The organism is Roseovarius sp. A-2 (assembly GCF_002072155.1).
Classification (GTDB): Bacteria; Pseudomonadota; Alphaproteobacteria; order Rhodobacterales; family Rhodobacteraceae; genus Roseovarius.
Genome location: NZ_BDIY01000008.1, coordinates 55063 through 73827 on the forward strand (window position 1 = coordinate 55063; position 18765 = coordinate 73827).

An 18765-nucleotide genomic window follows, 5' to 3' on the forward strand; every position below is an offset into this window, starting at 1 on the left:
GCGCCGCAATCGGCACGGTCGGTATTGCCCGGGCTCTGGGGATCAGTTCGGGATTTGCCCGCTGATCCCCTCGACATAGAAATCCATCCCCAGAAGCGTGCCGTCATCGGCGACCTCGCCCTCGGCCAGCCAATCGCTTCCGTCCTGCTTTTTCAGCGGGCCGGTGAAGGGGTGATAGCTGCCGTCAGCCATGGCTGCCTTGAGGGCCAGCGCCTCGTCCTTGACATCCGCAGGCACCGCATCGGTGATCTCGCCGATACCGACCATGCCCTTGCCGATGCCCTGCCAGACCTGCTGGCTTTGCCATGTGCCGTCCATCACCGCCTGCGTGCGCGCGATGTAATAGGGCGACCAATTGTCGATGATCGAGCTGACGCGCGGCATCGGGGCATATTCCCCCATATCCGAGGCCTGCCCGAATGTGATAACGTTCCCGGCCTTTTCCGCCGCCGCCTGCGGCGCGGTTGAATCGGTATGTTGCAGGATCACGTCCGCCCCCTGTTCGATCAACGCGGTGGCGGCGTCAGCCTCTTTCGCGGGATCAAACCAAGTATAGGCCCAGATGATCTTGAACTCGATCTCGGGGTTGACCTTGCGGGCATGAATATAGGCCGAATTGATGCCGCGAATGACCTCTGGGATCGGGAAAGACGCGATATAGCCGACGATATTCGACTTGGTCATGCGCCCGGCAATATGCCCCTGCACAGCGCGCCCCTCATAGAACCGCGCCGAATAAGTGGAGAGATTGGGCAACGCCTTGTAGCCGGTGGCATGCTCGAACTTCACGTTCGGGAATTTCTCGGCCACCGCGATGGTCGGCTCCATGAAACCAAAGGAGGTGGTAAAGATCAGGTCCGCACCCTGCAGCGCCATCTGCGTGATCGCGCGCTCGGCATCGGCGCCTTCGGGCACGCTTTCCTGATAGACGGTCTCGACCTTGTCGCCGAAATGCTCCTCGACGGCCAGCCGCCCCTTGTCATGCTCATAGGTCCAGCCGCCATCGCCGATGGGGCCAACATAGATGAAGCCGACCTTGGTCTTGTCCTGCGCCACGGCCGTGGTCGCAAGGCCAAGCGCAAGCGCGGCGGAGGTCAAAAGATGCGTGAGTTTCATGCGTATCTCCCTGTGATTGATCTTATTGCGAGGCGTGAAAGATGCGGCCCAATGAGGCGGGCGCGCGGGATTTGTCGCCTGCCATGATGACCAGCACGAGGATGGTGATCAAGTAGGGTGACATCGAAAGATACTCGACCGGGATGGCAAGACCCGCCGCCTGCAGATTCAGCTGCAACACCGTCACCCCGCCAAAGAGCCACGCACCCAGCAGAACCCGACCCGCCTTCCAAGAGGCAAAGACCACGAGGGCAAGGGCGATCCAGCCTGCACCCGCCGTCATGCCTTCGGTCCACTGCGGCACGCGAATGAGGCTGATATAGGCCCCGCCCAGCCCCGCGCAGGCCCCGCCAAAGAGGATCGCCGCAACCCTGATACGCACCACCTTGTAGCCGAGCGCATGGGCCGCGTCGTGATTTTCGCCCACCGCGCGCAGGATCAGCCCGGCGCGGCTGTACTTGAGCACCCACCAGATCAGCCCCACCAGCGCGAGGCCCAGATAAACCATCAGGTCATGCGAAAAGAGCACCCGCCCCAGGAACGGAATATCGCCGAGCAGGGGGATATCCAGCTTGGCCACGGGCGGCGGCTTGATCCCGACATAGCCCTGCCCCAGCAGCGACGACAGCCCGAGACCAAAGAGCGTCAGCGCCAGACCGCTCGCCACCTGATTGGCGAGGGCAAATTGCGTGAGCAGCGCAAAAAGCAGCGCCAGCACCGCGCCGCCCCCCGCGGCCGCGACAAAACCCAAAACAGGCGAGCCGGAATTGACGGCCACGGCAAAGCCGCAGATCGCCCCGGTGATCATCATCCCCTCGACCCCGAGGTTGAGCACGCCCGCGCGCTCCACCACCAACTCTCCCAATGCGGCGAGCAGGATCGGCGTTGCCGCGACCATCAACGAGGCGAGCAGCAGTTCGGGGCTGATCGAGGTAAGTTCCATCATTGCCTATACCGCCATTTGGACGAATTCACCGATGAGACTGGAAAAATCGCGTTGCAGGTGCAACAGCGACAGGGCCATGCCTAATGGCACCGATCGACTCTTCAACCAATCAAGCGATATCGAGAGCCGCAGCGTGGCATCGCTTCGCGCACGGGAGAGCAAATCGCGAAGGATCAGGAGGATCAAGGGAAGGCAGACCAATAGCGAAATGGGCCAAATTGGGATTTGACAGTCTTTGAGACAATCTGACAGAAAAGCGGCCCCGAACAATACCGCGTAGAAGGCGAGCACGCCCAAAGCGATGCCCAGGATTAACCCAGCCATAAGGGTGATCATCTGCATCATGCCACCTCCCTGGCGGCAAACCGGATGCGGTAATTTGTCAGCACATCCACCGCCAGCAGGAAAAACAGCAGCATGCCCTGGAAAAGCTGAATCGCGGCGGCAGGCAGCCCCATGTTGGATTGCGCGATCTCGCCGCCGATATAGGTCAGCGCCATCAGCAGACCAGCCAGCAGGATGCCCAAGGGATGCAACCGGCCCAGAAAGGCCACGATGATCGCGGTAAACCCGTAGCCCACGTTGAAATCTATGCTCACCTGGCCTGCGGGGCCGGACACCTCGAACATCCCCGCCAGACCCGCCAGCGCCCCGGCGGTGCCAAGACAGACCAGTACCAGCCGCGCTGGGCGCACCCCGGCGAAACGTGCGGCGCGCGGGGCTTGGCCGGTCAGGCGGATGTGATAACCCAGCGAATGCCGCGTCAGCAGCACATAGGCAAAGATCACCGCGATAAACGCCGCCACCACGCCCCAATGCATGCCGGTGCCAGTGATCAGTTCGGCGTTATGGGCGCTGTCGTATTGCCGCAGGTTGCGCGATCCGGGAAAGCCCATGCCGTCGGGGTTCTTCATCGGGCCAAGCGCCATGGCGGCCAGCAACTGCTCGGCCACATAAACCAGCATCAGCGAGACAAGGATTTCATTGGTGCCGAAACGCAGCTTTAACACCGCCGGGATCATCGCCCAGACCCAGCCGCCAAGCGCCCCGGCCAGCACCATCAGCGGAAAGATCAGCACGCTCTCGGCAGGGTAGAACGCCAACCCCACCCCCGCGCCGGTCAGCGCACCGACGATATACTGCCCCTCGGCCCCGATATTCCAGATCCCGGCCCGAAACCCGAGGCTGAGACCGATGGCGATCAGGATCAGCGGCGCGCCCTTGATCAAAAGCTGCGGGCGGTAATAGAACGCGAACTCGCCAAAGAGCGGCTGCCAGAAGATCGTGGCGATCGCCTCGACCGGATCCTTGCCAAGTGCCGCGAAAAGCGCGCCCCCCGCCAGCATGGTGATCACCACCGCCAGAAGCGGCGTCACCCATGTCCAGAGCCGCGAGGGCTGCGGGCGCTTCTCCAGCTTCAGCATCGCGCGCCCCCGGATTTCTTTATGGCAAAAATACTCAAATCCGACGTCTCAGACATGCGCCACCTCCATGCCATGCGCGCCACCCATCATCAGGCCGATCTCTTCGACGCCGAGGTCCTGCGCAGGCCGGATCTCCGACAGTCGCCCCTCGTTCAGCGCGCCGAACCGATCGGAGATTTCCATCAATTCGTCCAGATCCTGGCTGATGCAGAGGATCGCCGCCCCATGCGCCGTCAGATCGAGCAGCGCCTGCCGGATCGCGGCGGCGGCGGCGGCATCGACGCCCCAGGTCGGCTGATTGACAACCAGCACGCGTGGCCGTTGCAGCACCTCGCGCCCGATCACGAATTTCTGCAGGTTGCCGCCCGACAGCGCCCGCGCCGCCACCTCCGGACCCGGCGTGCGCACATCGAACCGCTCGATGATGGCACGCGCGAACGCCCGCGCCGCACCCCAGCGAATGAAGCCGCGCGCGGTCAGCCCCTCGCGCTGCGCACCCGTCAGAAACGCGTTTTCCGTCAGGCTCATATCCGGGGCGGCGGCATGGCCCAGCCGTTCCTCGGGCGCGGCCAGCAGGCCCAACCCGCGCCGCGCGGTCGGACCCAGCCGCCCGATGGGTGTGCCATCGAGCCGGATCGCCTCGGCGTCACACAAAATCTCGCCTGACAGCACCGACAGCAACTCGTCCTGCCCGTTGCCCGCCACCCCGCCAAGACCCAGGATTTCACCGGCCTGCAGCGTCAAGTGAATATCTCTCAGCGCGGTGCCGAAGGCCGAGGGCGAGGCGACCGAGAGCCCGGTGATCTCAAGCGACACCTCCCCCGGGGCGCGCGGCGCGCGTTCCGGCGCGGCAAAGCTCGACCCGACCATCATCTCGGCCATCGCGCGTGCCGAGGTCTCGCGCGGCAGGCAGGTGCCGACATTCTTCCCCTGCCGCAGGATCGTCGCCTGATCACACAGGCTGCGGATCTCCTCCAGCTTGTGCGAGATATAGAGGATCGCCACCCCCTCGCCGCTCAGCTTGCGCAGGGTTTGGAACAGGATCGCCACCTCCTGCGGGGTCAGCACGCTCGTCGGCTCATCCATGATCAACAGGCGCGGATCCTGCAACAGGCAGCGGATGATCTCGACCCGCTGTCGCTCGCCCGCCGAAAGATCGCCGACGATGCGCCCGGGATCGAGCGGCAGGCCATAGGTCTCCGAGACATCCCTTATCCGGGTGGCAAGGTCGCGCAGGCGCGGCGGCTCTTCCATGCCGAGTGCCACGTTTTCGGCGACGCTCATCGCCTCGAAGAGCGAGAAATGCTGAAACACCATCGCCACGCCTGCCTTACGCGCCGCATGCGGATCGGGCGGGGCGTAGGGCGCGCCATGCAGGGTCATTGCGCCGCTGTCGGGTTTCACCAGGCCATAGATCATCTTGACCAGCGTCGATTTTCCCGCGCCGTTCTCACCCAGAAGCGCATGCACCTCGCCCTCCATGATATCGAAGGACACGGCGTCATTGGCGACGACACCGGGATAGGCCTTGGTCAGGCCCGAGATACTGAGCAGCGGCGTCGTCACGCGGTTGTCCCCTGATGGCGGGCGGCGGGTGCTTGTCGCTTCTTCAGTAACGCAGTCGCGGTGCCGACGGCAATGGCCTGCGGATGTTTACCAAGGTTCGGGTCGCCAATCGGACAGTCGATGCGCGCGATTTCGGCAGGGGCATGGCCAAGGGCCACCAGCCGCTTGCGGAACCGCGCCCATTTCGTGGCCGATCCGATCAGCCCGCAAGTGACAAATTCATGCCGCAAGAGCGCATGACAAAGCGCTAGGTCAAGCTCATGCGAATAGGTGACGATCAGATGATGCGCGTCGCGCGGGGCATGCACGACAAGCGCGGGCAGGTTGGGCGCGGGCCAGACCGTGACATCGTCCGGCACCACAGCCGGAAACCGCGCCGCGCCGGTATCGGCCCAGGTGACGCGGAAATCGGGCAGCGGGGCGAATGTGGCGGCAAGCGCGCGGCCGACATGCCCCGCCCCCCAGATCCAGAGGGGCGCGGCGTGCGGGTGCACAGGCTCGACCATCCAGCCCTCGACCAGCGTCGGCGCGGGCAACGCGCCCCGGTCCCGCGCTCGCGCCAGCATGCGCCGCACCGCGAGCGGAGGCGCATCGCCGCCCGTGACAGGGCGCGCGATCACGTCACGCCGCTCCAGCCCGGCCACGCGCGCGGCATCATAGACCTCGCTCACCACCTCGACCGCGCCGCCGCAGCATTGCCCCATATCCGGGCCGAGCGCGTGGCGGCTCAGGCGGGTGGGCTGCTCCTGCGCCCGTGCCGCGCCCGCCAGTTCATATTCCAGCGTCCCGCCGCCCACGGTGCCCGATTGGCCACCCTGCCAGACGAGCATCGCCGCCCCCACCTCTCGCGGGACCGAGCCATGGGTGGCCGCAATCACCACCCGGCTCACCCGGCCATGCCGCAACACCGCTGCACGCAAGGCATCCAGATCGAAACTCATGCGCGCATCCTCTCGATGGCTTGCAAGAGTCGCTCCGGCGTGGCGGGCGCGTCAAGTGCCGGATAGCGCGTGCCGCAGGACGCCACCGCATCCGACAACGCCAGGAAGGCTGAGATGCCCAGCATGAAGGGCGGTTCGCCCACGGCCTTGGAACGATAGATCGTCTCCTCGCGGTTCTGTACGTCCCAGAGCGCGACATTGAGCACCTCGGGCCGGTCCGAACAGGCCGGTATCTTGTAGGTCGAGGGCGCATGGGTGCGCAGCCGCCCGGCGTTGTCCCAGATCAATTCCTCCACCGTCAGCCAGCCCGCGCCCTGCACGTAACCGCCCTCGATCTGCCCGATATCAAGTGCGGGGTTCAGCGAGGTGCCGCAATCATGCACGATATCGGCACGCAGGATGCGGTTCTCGCCGGTCAGCGTATCGAGCACGACCTCGGTCACCGCCGCGCCATAGGCGAAATAGTAGAACGGGCGGCCCTGCCCCCTGATCCGGTCCCAGGCCAGCTTGGGCGTCTTGTAATACCCGGTCGAAGACAGGCTGACGCGATGCTCATGGCACAGCCGCGCGGCCTGCGCGAAACTGAGCTGTTGCGCGCCCACGCGCACGGTGCCGCCTTCGAAGCTCACGGCCTCGGGCATCTCCTGATGATACTGCGCCAGGAATTCCGCCATCCGTTGCCGTATGGTGTCACAAGCGACCTGCACCGCCATACCGTTGAGATCGCTGCCCGAACTTGCGGCGGTGGCGGAGGTATTGGGCACCTTGCCGGTATCGGTGGCGGTGATGCGCACCGTCTCCAGCGGCAGGCCGAACCGCGCGGCAGCCACCTGCGCCACCTTCTGAAACAGGCCCTGCCCCATCTCGGTGCCACCGTGATTGATCTGCACCGAGCCGTCCTGATAGACATGCACCAATGCGCCTGCCTGGTTGAGATGGCTGAGCGTGAAGGAAATCCCGAACTTCACCGGGCTGAGCGCGATGCCCTTCCTGAGCACCGGGTTGCGCGCGTTCCACTGCGCCACTGCCGCGCGCCGGGCGTGATAGCCGGATGTCTCGACCAGCGCCTCGGTCATCTCGTGCAGGATGAAATCCTCCACCTCCTGCCCATAGGGCGTGCACTGTTTCTTTTTGGCTGAAATACTCTCGGGGGGGCGCGAAGCGCGGGGGGCAGACAGCCCCCCTCCATCCGCTGCCGTATAGTAATTGCGTCGCCGCACCGTGACCGGGTCAAGCCCCAACGCGTGTGCCACGTGGTCCATCACCCGCTCGATCCCCAGCATCCCCTGCGGCCCGCCAAAGCCGCGAAACGCCGTGGCCGAGGCGGTGTTGGTGCGTAGCCGGTGGCTCTCGATCCGCGCCGTTGGCAGATGATAGGCGTTGTCGGCATGCAGCATGGCGCGGTCGGCCACGGGCAGCGACAGGTCCTGGCTCCAGCCGCAATCTGCGTAGTGGACGAATTCCACACCCGTGAGCCGACCCTCGTCGTCAAAGCCCGCGCGATAAGTGATGCGGAACGCGTGCCGCTTGCCGGTGATAACCATGTCGTCGTCGCGGTCGTAGCGCATCTTGCAGGGCCGCCCCGTGACCATCGCCGCCACGGCACTGGCGACAGCCAGCGCATTGGCCTGGCTTTCCTTGCCGCCAAACCCGCCCCCCATGCGCCGGGTCTCGACCCGCACGGCATGCATCGGCCGCCCGATGGCATCGGCGACCTTGTGCTGCACTTCGGTGGGATGCTGGGTCGAGGCATGGATGACCATGTCGCCGCCCTCCTGCGGCAGGGCAAGCGCGGCCTGGCCTTCGAGGTAGAAATGCTCCTGCCCGCCCATCTCGATCCGGCCTTCGACCCGATGCGGCGCGGTGGCGATGGCGGCTGTGGCATCGCCTTTGGCGTAGATGCGCGGCCCTTCCTCGAAACGGCTATCGGCGGCGAGAGCGTCGTCGATGGTGAAGATCGGCGCGATCTCTTCACAAGAAAGCTTGCCGCGCCTTGCGGCGCGGCGCGCGGCAAGGTGGCTGTCGGCGATCACCAGAAACAGCGGCTGGCCGTGGTAGTGCACGTCGCCGGTGCAAAGCAGCGGCTCATCGTGCGCCGAGGGAGAGCAGTCGGCGTCATGCGGCAGATCATCGGCAGTCAGCACCGCCACGACACCGGCGCTGGCGCGCACGGCTGCAAGGTCCATCTCTGTCACCCGCCCGCAGGCGACATCGCTCAGGCCGAAGGCCAGGTGCAGCGTGTCGCGCGGCGTGGGGATATCGTCGACATAGCGCGCCGTGCCCGTCACATGCAGGCGGGCGGCGTCATGCGGCAGCGGTTTGGCGATGCTCATGCCCGCACCTCCAGCGCCGATATGGCTGTGCCCTGATCTTCAAGAAAATAGCGCCGCAGCAGGTTACGCGCGACGCGCAGGCGATACCTGGCAGAGGCGCGCATGTCCGAAAGCGGTGCGAAATCCTGATCCCAGGCGCTCTGCGCGGCGTCAATGGTGGCCTCGGTCCAGGGCCGGCCGATCAATGCCGCCTCGACATGGGCGGCGCGTTTGGGAACGCCCGCCATACCGCCGAACGCGATGCGCGCGGCGCGGACATGGCCCGCCTCGACGGTGATGTTGAAACAGCCGAGGACCGCCGAGATGTCCTGATCGAACCGTTTGGAGATCTTGTAGCAGCGCAGCCGGTCTGGCTGGCGCGGCAGGCTTATCGCCTCGACGAACTCGCCGGCGGCCCGGTCCTGTTTGCCGTAGTCCAGAAAGAAATCCTCCAGCGGCATCGCACGCCGGGTGTCACCATGGCGCAGGTGCAGCGTGGCCCCAAGGGCGATGAGCGCGGGCGCGTTGTCGCCGATGGGCGAGCCATTGGCGATATTGCCCCCCAGCGTCGCCGCCGCCCGCACCTGTTCAGAGCCGTAGCGCCGCAGCATCGCGGCATAGGAAGGGTGATGCGGTGCGATCACGTGCATCAACCGGGCGATGGTCAGCCCGGCACCAAGCTGGATATCGGTATCGTTGATGTCCACTGCTTGCAGGTCGGTGCAGGCATTGAGAAAAATCGGCATCTCCAGATCGCGCAGTTGCTTGGTCACCCACAGCCCCACATCCGTCGCCCCGGCGATCAGCGTGGCCTGCGGGTGTGCCGCGTAAAGCCGTGCCAGGTCATCCGTGCTTCCTGGGTGCAGCGACACAGGGGGGCTTTGGGCCCCCCGCCCTTCGGCCCCCCCCGAGAGTATTTCTGCCAAAAAGAAACCGGGATCGTCCTGCATCCAGTCAGGCACCGGCGCAGTCTCGGCGGCGCGGGCGGCGCGCAGGATGGGGGCATAGCCGGTGCAGCGACAGAGATTGCCGGCAAGCGCGCGGTCGTAATCGGTCTCGCCATTCATGTGCGCACAGGCCATCGAGGCGATGAAGCCCGGCGTGCAGAAGCCGCATTGCGATCCGTGATGGTCGATCATCGCCTGTTGCACCGGGTGCAGTCCGCCGTCCGGTCCGCCTATCCCTTCGACGGTGCGCACGGCCTTGCCCTGCAATTGCGGCAGCAAGAGAATGCAGGCGTTGAGCGGGCGCGCGCCGGTCTCGTCGCTGACGATCACCGTGCAGGCGCCGCAATCGCCCTCGTTGCAGCCCTCCTTGGTGCCGGTCAGGCCGCGTGTTTCGCGCAGCCAGTCAAGCAGGGTCGTGGTCGGGGGAAGGCCCCCCGCATCCACGCACTCTCCGTTCAGAAGAAACGTGAGGGTCATGTTCGGTGCCTGCCGCCTTACCGAATACCTGCCCGTGATGTGCCTGACCTTCGATGCGGCGTAGAAGGCGGCGGGCCTGTCCTGTCGGTCTTCGATGAAAACGGTCAAAGGGACGTTTGGCAAGTCTTTTGTTTCGCGTGCGCCCTCAGTAAGGTTGCCTTCATGAGCGCCAATCCCCGATTCATTCACCTGCGTGTCCACACCGAATATTCCCTGCTTGAAGGGGCGGTGCGGCTCAAGAAACTGCCCGACCTGTGCGAGGCGGCGGGCATGCCCGCCGTGGCCGTCACCGACACGGGCAACATGTTCGCAGCCCTTGAGTTTTCCGTATCTGCGCAGGCTGCGGGCGTGCAGCCGATCATGGGCTGTCAGGTGGATCTCGAATATGTCACCACCAGCCCCGGAGAGCGGTTCAAGCCGCCCGCACCCGTGGTCCTGCTGGCGCAGAACGAGCGTGGCTACGAGAACCTGATGAAGCTCAATTCCTGCCTCTACCTGCGCGGCGACGGGCAGGTGGCGCATGTCACGCTGGAGGAGCTGGCCACCCATGCCGAGGGCGTGATCTGCCTGACCGGCGGGCCGGACGGCCCGGTGGGGCGGCTCTTGCAGGGCGGGCAGCGCCCGGCGGCGGAGGCACTCATGCAGCGGCTGGCGGCGGATTTTGGCGATCGGCTCTATGTCGAGTTGCAGCGCCATCCCGGCGAGGGCGGCGCGCCAGACGCCGAGCGGCTGACCGAGCGCGGCCTGATCGAAATGGCCTATGCGATGAACCTGCCGCTGGTGGCGACCAACGATGTCTATTTCCCCAAATCCGACATGTACGAGGCGCATGATGCGCTCCTCTGCGTGGCCGACGGGGCCTATGTCGATCAGAGCGAGCCGCGACGCCGCCTGACCCCGCAGCATTATTTCAAGTCGCAGGAGGAGATGGCCGCGCTTTTTGCCGATCTGCCCGAGGCGTTGGACAACACCGTCGAGATCGCCAAACGCTGCGCCTTCGGTTGCTACCGGCGCGACCCGATCCTGCCGCGTTTCGCCGATGACGAGGTCGACGAATTGCGCCGTCAGGCGCGTGCCGGGCTTGCGGGGCGGCTTGCCGTTATCCCCCATGCCGCCCCGGTCGAGGAATATGAAAAGCGGCTGGAATTCGAGCTTGGCATCATCGAGGGCATGGGCTTTCCCGGCTATTTCCTGATCGTCGCCGATTTCATCAAATGGGCCAAGGACCAGGATATTCCGGTGGGTCCGGGGCGGGGCTCGGGCGCGGGCAGTCTTGTCGCCTATGCGCTGACCATTACCGATCTCGACCCGCTGCGCTATTCGCTGCTGTTCGAGCGGTTTCTCAACCCCGAGCGGGTGTCGATGCCCGATTTCGATATCGACTTCTGCATGGATCGCCGCGAGGAGGTGATTCAATATGTGCAGGAAAAATACGGCCGTGACCGGGTCGGGCAGATCATCACCTTCGGCGCACTGCTCTCCAAGGCTGCGGTGCGCGATATCGGGCGAGTGCTGCAAATGCCCTATGGGCAGGTGGATCGCCTCTCGAAGATGATCCCGGTCGAGGGCGTCAAGCCGGTCAGCATCTCGCAGGCGCTGATACAGGAGGAGCGGCTGCGCGAGGCCGCAAAATCCGAAGAGGTGGTGGACCGGCTGCTGAATTACGGCATGAAGGTCGAAGGGTTGCTGCGCAACGCCTCGACCCATGCCGCCGGGGTGGTGATCGGCGACCGGCCATTGGATGAGTTGGTGCCGCTCTATCAGGATCCGCGCTCCGACATGCCCGCTACGCAGTTCAACATGAAATGGGTGGAACAGGCGGGGCTGGTGAAGTTCGACTTTCTCGGCCTCAAGACCCTGACCGTGATCCAGAACGCGATAGAGCAGATCCACAACGAGGGGCGCGACCTGCACATCGCCGCCGATGGCAGCACCATCTACGAGCCCTTCCCCGGGGCCGAGAACGATATCGGGCAGATCCCGCTCGACGACGAAAAGACCTATGAGCTTTACGCCCGAGCCCGCACCGTCGCCGTGTTCCAGGTGGAAAGTTCCGGCATGATGGATGCGCTCAAGCGGATGAAACCCACTTGTATCGAGGATATCGTCGCACTTGTCGCGCTCTACCGGCCCGGCCCGATGGAGAACATCCCCAAATACTGCGAGGTCAAGAACGGGCTGAGCGAACGCGATAGCCTGCACGCTTCGGTCGACCATATCCTCGACGAGACGCAGGGCATCATCGTCTATCAGGAACAGGTGATGCAGATCGCGCAGGAGATGGCGGGTTACTCCTTAGGCGGTGCCGACCTGTTGCGCCGCGCCATGGGCAAGAAGATCCAGGCCGCGATGGATGCCGAACGGCCAAAGTTCATCGCCGGGGCCAAGGCCAACGGCGTTGACGATGCCAAGGCGCTCGAGGTCTGGAACCTGCTCGACAAGTTCGCCAATTACGGTTTCAACAAATCGCACGCCGCCGCCTATGCGGTGGTCAGCTATCAGACCGCGTGGCTCAAGGCCAATCACCCGGTGGAGTTCATGGCCGGTGTGATGAATTGCGATATCCACCTCACCGACAAGCTCGCCGTCTATTTCCAGGAGGTGAAGAAGGGGCTGCGCCTGAACTGGGCCGCGCCTTGCGTGAACCGATCTCAGGCCATGTTCGTGGTGCGGCAGGGCGTGTTGCATTATGCGCTCGGCGCGCTCAAGAACGTGGGCGTCGAGGCGATGAAACTGATCGTGGAAGGGCGCGGCGACAAACCCTTTGCCACTCTCTATGACATGGCGCGGCGGGTGGATTTCAAGCGCATTGGCAAGCGGCCGCTGGAAATGCTGGCGCGCGCGGGCGGGTTTGACGCGCTCGACCGCAACCGCCGCCGGGTGTTCGAGAGCATCGAGGCGCTGATGGGCTATTCCGCCGCGATCCATGAGCAGAAGAATTCGACGCAGGTCTCGCTTTTCGGCGATGCCGGTGAGGATCTGCCCGAACCGCGCCTTGTCCCGGTCGAGGATTGGCTGCCCGCCGAACGGCTGACCGAGGAGTTCAAGGCCGTGGGTTTTTACCTCTCGGGTCACCCGCTTGATGATTACATGACGGTGCTCAAGCGGCAGGAGGTCAGGACGCTCGACGAGGTGACCGCCCGCGCCGAACAGGGGCCGTTCCTGGCCAAGATGGCAGGGGTCGTCGCCGGGCGGCAAGAACGTAAATCGGCGCGCGGCAACCGCTTTGCCTTTGCGCAGCTTTCCGACACCACGGGCGGCTACGAGGTCACGATCTTTTCCGATGTGCTGGAGAAAGCCCGTGATTTTCTGGAAACCGGCGCGCAGGTGGTCATCACCGCCGAGGCCACGATGGAGAGCGATCAGTTGAAATTGCTCTGCCGCTCGGTGCAGCCCATCGACGGGATGGTCGCAGATGCCGGGGCCATCGGCCTGCGGATCTTTGTCGATCAACCGGGGGTGATCGGATCGGTCGCGACGGTGCTGGAGGGGGCGGCCAAAGCCGCCCGCGGTGGCGCGCCGGGGCCGATCCATTTCCGCCTCATGGGCGAGGGGCTACCCGGCGAGGTCGAGATCGACAGTGGCGTGGAATATCCCGTCACCCCCCAGATCAAGGGCGCGATCAAGAGCCTGAGCGGGGTTGTGATGGTGGAAGAGATCTGAACCCTTCCTGACGTCATCCCGGGCTTGATCCGGGATCTCCGAGCCGCAAAAGCCCCCGGATCAAGTCCGGGGAGACACGGGCCTTCACAGACCCCCTGTCAGTAATGCGGCGGGCGCTCGTCACCGAGGTAAACACTGCCTTCGTTCTCGTCCCGCCGGGCAGCCTCACGCTCCAGCAGCATGTGCACACGCCCGCGCAGCCAGTCGATCTCGCGGTCCTGCCGCGCGATGACATCCGACAGGTCATCGACGCTGCGCATGAGATGGGCGATTTTCTCTTCCAGATCGGTCATGGCATCGCCTTACGCGCAGGTGCGCGCGCGGTCAATCATCGGGCAATCATTCGGGCCCGCCTTGCCCCCGCGCGGCCCTTCGGCTAGACCGCGCCACGACAGCCGCCGCAAGGACGACACCCATGGCCAAGCCCAAGAAACAGCCCCGCCCCAAGGCCGAAACGCCCAAGGGGTTCCGTGATTATTTCGGCGCGGACGTGACCGAGCGCGCCGCGATGCTGAACGCCATCGCCGGGGTCTATCATCGCTACGGGTTCGACGCGTTGGAGAGCAGCGCGGTGGAGACGGTCGAGGCCTTGGGCAAGTTCCTGCCCGACGTGGACCGGCCCAATGAGGGCGTCTTTGCCTGGCAGGACGAGGACGAGAAATGGCTGGCGCTGCGCTATGATCTGACCGCGCCCTTGGCCCGCGTCTACGCCCAGCACCGCAACGATCTGCCAACGCCCTACCGCCGCTACGCAATGGGGCCGGTCTGGCGCAACGAAAAGCCAGGGCCGGGCCGGTTTCGGCAGTTCTATCAATGCGATGCGGATACGGTGGGCACAGCGTCTATGGCGGCGGATGCCGAGATCTGCGCCATGCTGGCCGATGCGCTGGAAGAGGTGGGTATCCCCCGCGGTGATTACGTGGTGCGGGTGAATAACCGGAAGGTTTTGAATGGGGTTTTGGAGGCAACGGGCGTCTCGGACCCCGAGCAACAGGCCGCCGTGCTTCGCACCATCGACAAGTTCGACAAGGTGGGCGAGGCGGGCGTGCGTGAGTTGCTGGGCAAAGGGCGGCTTGATGCCTCTGGGGCCTATATCGACGGTGTTGGTCTGAGCGACGATCAGGCCGCGCCGGTGCTGGCCTTCCTGACCTCCAAGGGTGACGACGCCGACAGCACGCTGTCCAACCTCCACAAAGCGGTTGGGTCTTCGGAAATGGGCATGCAGGGGGTGGACGAACTCGAAGAGATCGCCACGCTTCTAGAGGCCCAAGGCTACGGCCCCGACCGCATCGTCATCGACCCTTCGGTCGTGCGCGGGCTTGGCTACTATACCGGCCCGGTCTTCGAGGCGGAACTGACCTTTGAAATCCTTGATGAAAAAGGCCGCCCCCGGCAATTCGGCAGCGTCGCAGGCGGGGGCCGTTATGACGATCTCGTGGCGCGCTTCACCGGGCAGCAGGTGCCGGCCGTGGGCGTCTCCATCGGCGTTGATCGCCTTCTCGCCGCCCTGCGCGAAAAGGGCCGAACGGGGGGCGAGGCGCAGGGGCCCGTGGTCGTCACCGTGATGGATCGCGACCGCATGGCCGATTATCAGGCGATGGTCGGCGAGTTGCGGGCTGCAGGTATCCGCGCCGAGGTCTATCTCGGCAATCCCAAGAATTTCGGCAACCAGATGAAATATGCCGACCGGCGCGGCAGCCCGGTGGCGATCATCGAGGGCGGCGACGAAAAGGCGCGCGGCGTGGTGCAGATCAAGGACCTGATCCTTGGCGCGCAGATCGCCGCGAATGCGACGCTGGAAGAATGGAAGGAACGGCCCAGTCAAGTCGAGGTGCAGCGCGACCAACTTGTTGAAAAGGTGCGCGAAATCTTGTCGAGGCAAAGCTGATGCCGGACCGTGCCGCGACCCTGGCCGAGGCCGCGCGCCTGCGCGGCCTCTTTGAGGCGGCGGGCGCGCAGCCGGTTGAAACCTCTATACTGCAACCCGCCGAAGTGCTGCTCGACCTTTACGGCGAGGATATCCGCGCGCGGGCCTATGTGACCTCGGACGCGCTGCGCGGCGAGCAGATGCTGCGCCCGGATTTCACCGTGCCGGTGGTGCAGATGCATATGGAACACGGCGCGGAACCGGCGCGCTACACCTATTCCGGCGAGGTGTTCCGCCGTCAGGAAGAGGATGCCACCCGCGCCAATGAATTCACGCAAGTGGGCTTCGAAATTTTTGAGCGCGCTGCACCCGAGGCGGCGGATGCCGAGGTGTTCTCAATGTTTTTCGATATCCTGCGCCCGCTTGGCCTGCGCGCGGCGACGGGCGATATCGGTATCCTGATGGCGGCGGTCGAGGGGCTTCGCACGAGTACGCGGCGCAAGGCGGCGCTCCGGCGGCATATCTGGCGACCCCGGCGGTTTCGCGCCCTGATCGACCGGTTTTCGGGCAAATCCCCGGTGCCGGAACAGCGCGCAGCACTGCTGGCTGCGGCTGACCCGATGGCTGGGGCCGAACCGATGATCGGGATGCGCGGCCCGGATGAAATATCAGAACGGATCAACGCGTTGCGCGAGGATGCCAAAACCGCGCCAATCTCTGCCGCCGAGGTCGAACTGCTCGACGCGGTGCTGGCAGTCCGAGAGACGAGCGACAACGCGCTGGAACGGCTGCGCGACATCGCCGTGGACCTGCCCGCGATCCAAGCCGCGGTGGACCGGTTGGCGCGGCGTCTGGAGGCGTTGCAGGCGCGTGGGCTGGACGTCACCAAGCTAGATTTCGAGGCCAGTTACGGGCGGACTCAGATGGAATATTACGACGGCTTCGTCTTTGGTTTCCATGCGGAAAATCGCCCCGACCTGCCCCCCGTCGCGACTGGCGGGCGCTATGACGCGCTGACCCGGCAACTGGGGCGGGGGCGCGAAATTCCGGCCGTGGGCGGGGTCATCCGCCCCGGTCTGGCGCTGAGCCTCGGGGGTGCGACATGACCCTGAAACTCGGCGTGCCGTCCAAGGGGCGGCTGATGGAAAAGACCTTCGACTGGTTCGGCAAGCACGGCGTTGAGCTGGGCCGCGCAGGATCGGAGCGCGAATATGCGGGTTTCGTGCAAGGCATTGACAACGTGGATCTTATCCTGCTGTCCGCTGGGGAAATCGCGCGCGAACTGGCCGCCGGGCGCATTCATCTGGGCGTGACCGGCACCGATCTGGTGCGCGAAAAGCTGGGCCAATGGGAAAATCAGGTCGGCGAACTGGCCGAACTGGGCTTTGGGCAGGCCGACCTGGTGCTGGCGGTGCCGCGCTGTTGGGTCGATGTCAGCCATCTCGACGACCTTGACGCCGCCGCCGCCGCGTTCCGGCTGAAACACGGGTTTCGCTTGCGCATTGCCACCAAATATCACCGCCTCGTGCGCGATTTCCTGCGTGAGAACGGGGTCGCGGATTATCAACTGGTCGACAGTCAGGGCGCAACCGAGGGCACCGTCAAGAATGAAACCGCCGAAGCGATTGCCGATATCACCTCAACCGGCGATACACTCCGCGCCAACCATTTGAAAATATTGGACGATGGGCTCATCCTGAAGTCTCAGGCAACGCTTTTCAAATCACGCGTGGCTACGATGGAGGATGCCGACCGGCACACGCTGCGGACGCTCAAGGACCGGCTGCATCTGGACTGAGAGTCAGTCGCGAATTGTCGCGTTCAGCGGCTGGCTGTCTCATGCGCGAATAGCACACAAAAAGGGCGGCCCCGGCGGGCCGCCCCCTGCATTACGTCAACCACGATCAGAAGCGGAACAGCGCCCGCGCCTGAACGGTCGTCGCATCGATATCCGTGCCGGAATTGTTGAAGCCGTCGAACTCGTGATACAGCGCCTCTGCACCAACCGAGAACTGCTCGGTTATCATGTGCTCATAGCCACCACCGACAAACCAGCCGTCATCGGTGCCTGCCGTTTCGGTATTGGCGAGGGCGTAGCCACCCGTACCGTAGAGCAGGCCCTGACCGATTTTGTAACCCGCGCGTGCCTTTGCGCGGAACACTTCCTCGAGCGCATTGGCCGCACCGGCGTCGATATCAGCGAAGTCGTAATCGAGCCCGCCGCCAACGACCCATTGACCGAAATCGTAGTCATAGCCGCCGGTGAAACCGCCAATGATATCCTCATCGGAACCCGAGGTGTTGGTATCGACAGACCCAAAGCCGAATTGCCCACCGCCATAGAAGCCGGTCCAGTTCGGCGAGGTCGGCGCGGCGGGCGCGGGGGCTGGAGTGTTGATCACTGGCTCGGGTGCTGGTTCCGAAACATTGCCAGCAAAGGCAGGCGCAGTTGCAAGGGCGGTTGCAGTCGCAAGTGCTGAGATTGTCTTGAGCATCTTCTTGTCCTTTCCAGATCTGTCACGTCCCTGATGGAACGATCAAGTTACGGTCATTGCCGCTGGGACGCATATGGCCTCTGCGCCCACGGCATCAAGGGGCAACGGCTTGATGCAAGGTCACGATACTTTGAGTGGCAGAAAATCACCGAAATCAAAGGAGAAACCGGCGGATTTCCGCAGGACAGGCGTGGCAAGACACAGCCTATGGTTGTCCCTTGATTGATGGTGTCGAAACGCAAAGGCGGGCGCGCTGGAGGACGCGCCCGCCCCGTTTGCCGCGGTATCACCCGCCGTCAGAAACGGTAGATGGCGCGGACCTGAATGGTGGTCGTGTCGATGTCGGTGCCGGAATTGTTGAAGCTGTCGAACTCGTGATAGAGCGCCTCGGCGCCAACCGAGAACTGATCGCTGACCATGTATTCATAGCCACCGCCGATGAACCAGCCATCGTCGGTGCCTGCGGTCTCGGTATTGGCGACGGCATAGCCGCCGGTGCCATAGAGCAGCCCGCGCCCGATCTTGTAACCGCCGCGCGCCTTGACGCGAAAAATCTCTTCCAGAGAATTGTTGGGGCCCGCGTCGATATCGGCGAAGTCGTAATCGAGCCCGCCACCGAGCACCCATTGGCCAAAATCGTGATCATAACCCAGGGTGAAGCCGCCGATGATATCCGTGTTCGAGTCGGAGCGGTTGGTATCGGCGATGCCGATCCCCGCCTGCACACCGCCATAAAAACCGGTCCAGTCGACGATGCCGCCGAACGGCGGACGGCTCTGGGATGAGAGGGTGGAGGTGCGGCTCTCGCCCGGCGCGTCGAAGCTCAATTCCGGGCTATTGGGGATAAGCGGGGGAAGCGCGCTACCGCTCTCGGCAAAGACCGGGCTGGCGAAAAGAAGCGCCGTTGAGGTGGCGGCAAGAAGTCGGATTTTGGTGCGCATCTGTCTGGTCCTTTTGAGTTTTTCTCTGGAACCAAGATCGGGGCGGATGCTGTCTGGCGCAATGAACGAA

15 protein-coding genes are annotated in these 18765 nt (G+C 64.3%); 4 read left to right on the forward strand and 11 right to left on the reverse strand.

Annotated elements, in window-relative coordinates; all coding sequences use genetic code 11:
- Positions 1-42 precede the first annotated feature (42 nt).
- The 8 genes from BHD06_RS11200 to xdhA are packed head-to-tail and all read right to left on the reverse strand — an operon-like array spanning position 43 to position 9729.
- Positions 43-1116: a BMP family ABC transporter substrate-binding protein gene (locus BHD06_RS11200; RefSeq protein ID WP_080457106.1), complete on the reverse strand. Its 1074-nt coding sequence runs from the start codon at positions 1114-1116 to the stop codon at positions 43-45.
- 22 nt (positions 1117-1138) lie between these two features.
- Positions 1139-2059 (reverse strand): ABC transporter permease, encoded by a 921-nt coding sequence (locus BHD06_RS11205; protein ID WP_080457107.1) that lies wholly within the window; start codon positions 2057-2059, stop codon positions 1139-1141.
- A 6-nt stretch (positions 2060-2065) separates the two neighbouring features.
- A complete protein-coding gene (locus tag BHD06_RS11210) occupies positions 2066-2407 on the reverse strand; it encodes a hypothetical protein (protein ID WP_080457108.1) in 342 nt (113 codons plus the stop codon).
- Positions 2404-3486: an ABC transporter permease gene (locus tag BHD06_RS11215; protein ID WP_080457109.1), complete on the reverse strand. Its 1083-nt coding sequence runs from the start codon at positions 3484-3486 to the stop codon at positions 2404-2406. Before BHD06_RS11215 ends, BHD06_RS11210 begins: the two co-directional genes overlap by 4 nt.
- A 48-nt stretch (positions 3487-3534) precedes the next feature.
- Complete coding sequence (locus tag BHD06_RS11220) at positions 3535-5052, reverse strand: ABC transporter ATP-binding protein (protein WP_080457110.1); 1518 nt, start codon at positions 5050-5052, stop codon at positions 3535-3537.
- Positions 5049-5993: a xanthine dehydrogenase accessory protein XdhC gene (gene xdhC, locus BHD06_RS11225; RefSeq protein ID WP_080457111.1), complete on the reverse strand. Its 945-nt coding sequence runs from the start codon at positions 5991-5993 to the stop codon at positions 5049-5051. Before xdhC ends, BHD06_RS11220 begins: the two co-directional genes overlap by 4 nt.
- Positions 5990-8326 carry a xanthine dehydrogenase molybdopterin binding subunit gene (gene xdhB, locus BHD06_RS11230; RefSeq protein ID WP_080457112.1) on the reverse strand — a complete coding sequence of 779 codons (2337 nt, stop codon included), beginning with the start codon at positions 8324-8326 and terminating at the stop codon, positions 5990-5992. Before xdhB ends, xdhC begins: the two co-directional genes overlap by 4 nt.
- Positions 8323-9729: a xanthine dehydrogenase small subunit gene (gene xdhA, locus BHD06_RS11235; protein ID WP_080457113.1), complete on the reverse strand. Its 1407-nt coding sequence runs from the start codon at positions 9727-9729 to the stop codon at positions 8323-8325. The genes xdhB and xdhA overlap by 4 nt, the downstream gene beginning before the upstream one ends.
- Positions 9730-9891: 162 nt before the next feature.
- Between xdhA and dnaE the strand changes: the two genes are divergently transcribed.
- Positions 9892-13392, forward strand: coding sequence for a DNA polymerase III subunit alpha (dnaE, locus tag BHD06_RS11240; protein WP_080457114.1), 3501 nt, complete (start codon positions 9892-9894; stop codon positions 13390-13392).
- A gap of 98 nt (positions 13393-13490) precedes the next feature.
- Here the strand turns inward: dnaE and BHD06_RS11245 are convergent, their stop codons facing one another.
- Positions 13491-13685: a SlyX family protein gene (locus tag BHD06_RS11245; protein ID WP_080457115.1), complete on the reverse strand. Its 195-nt coding sequence runs from the start codon at positions 13683-13685 to the stop codon at positions 13491-13493.
- Positions 13686-13807: 122 nt separating this feature from the next.
- Here BHD06_RS11245 and hisS point away from each other — a divergent pair, with 122 nt between their 5' ends.
- The 3 genes from hisS to hisG are packed head-to-tail and all read left to right on the forward strand — an operon-like array spanning position 13808 to position 17057.
- Entirely contained in the window at positions 13808-15280 is a 1473-nt protein-coding gene (hisS, locus tag BHD06_RS11250) for a histidine--tRNA ligase (protein WP_080457116.1), read from the forward strand.
- Positions 15280-16365 (forward strand): ATP phosphoribosyltransferase regulatory subunit, encoded by a 1086-nt coding sequence (locus BHD06_RS11255; RefSeq protein WP_080457117.1) that lies wholly within the window; start codon positions 15280-15282, stop codon positions 16363-16365. The genes hisS and BHD06_RS11255 overlap by 1 nt, the downstream gene beginning before the upstream one ends.
- Entirely contained in the window at positions 16362-17057 is a 696-nt protein-coding gene (gene hisG, locus BHD06_RS11260; RefSeq protein ID WP_080457118.1) for an ATP phosphoribosyltransferase, read from the forward strand. The genes BHD06_RS11255 and hisG overlap by 4 nt, the downstream gene beginning before the upstream one ends.
- Before the next feature lie 106 nt (positions 17058-17163).
- Here hisG and BHD06_RS11265 read toward each other — a convergent pair whose 3' ends face one another.
- Positions 17164-17754, reverse strand: coding sequence for an outer membrane protein (locus BHD06_RS11265; RefSeq protein ID WP_080457119.1), 591 nt, complete (start codon positions 17752-17754; stop codon positions 17164-17166).
- 296 nt (positions 17755-18050) lie between these two features.
- On the reverse strand, positions 18051-18695 hold the full coding sequence (locus BHD06_RS11270) for an outer membrane protein (RefSeq protein ID WP_080457120.1): 645 nt from the start codon (positions 18693-18695) through the stop codon (positions 18051-18053).
- Between the last annotated feature and the right edge of the window lie 70 nt (positions 18696-18765).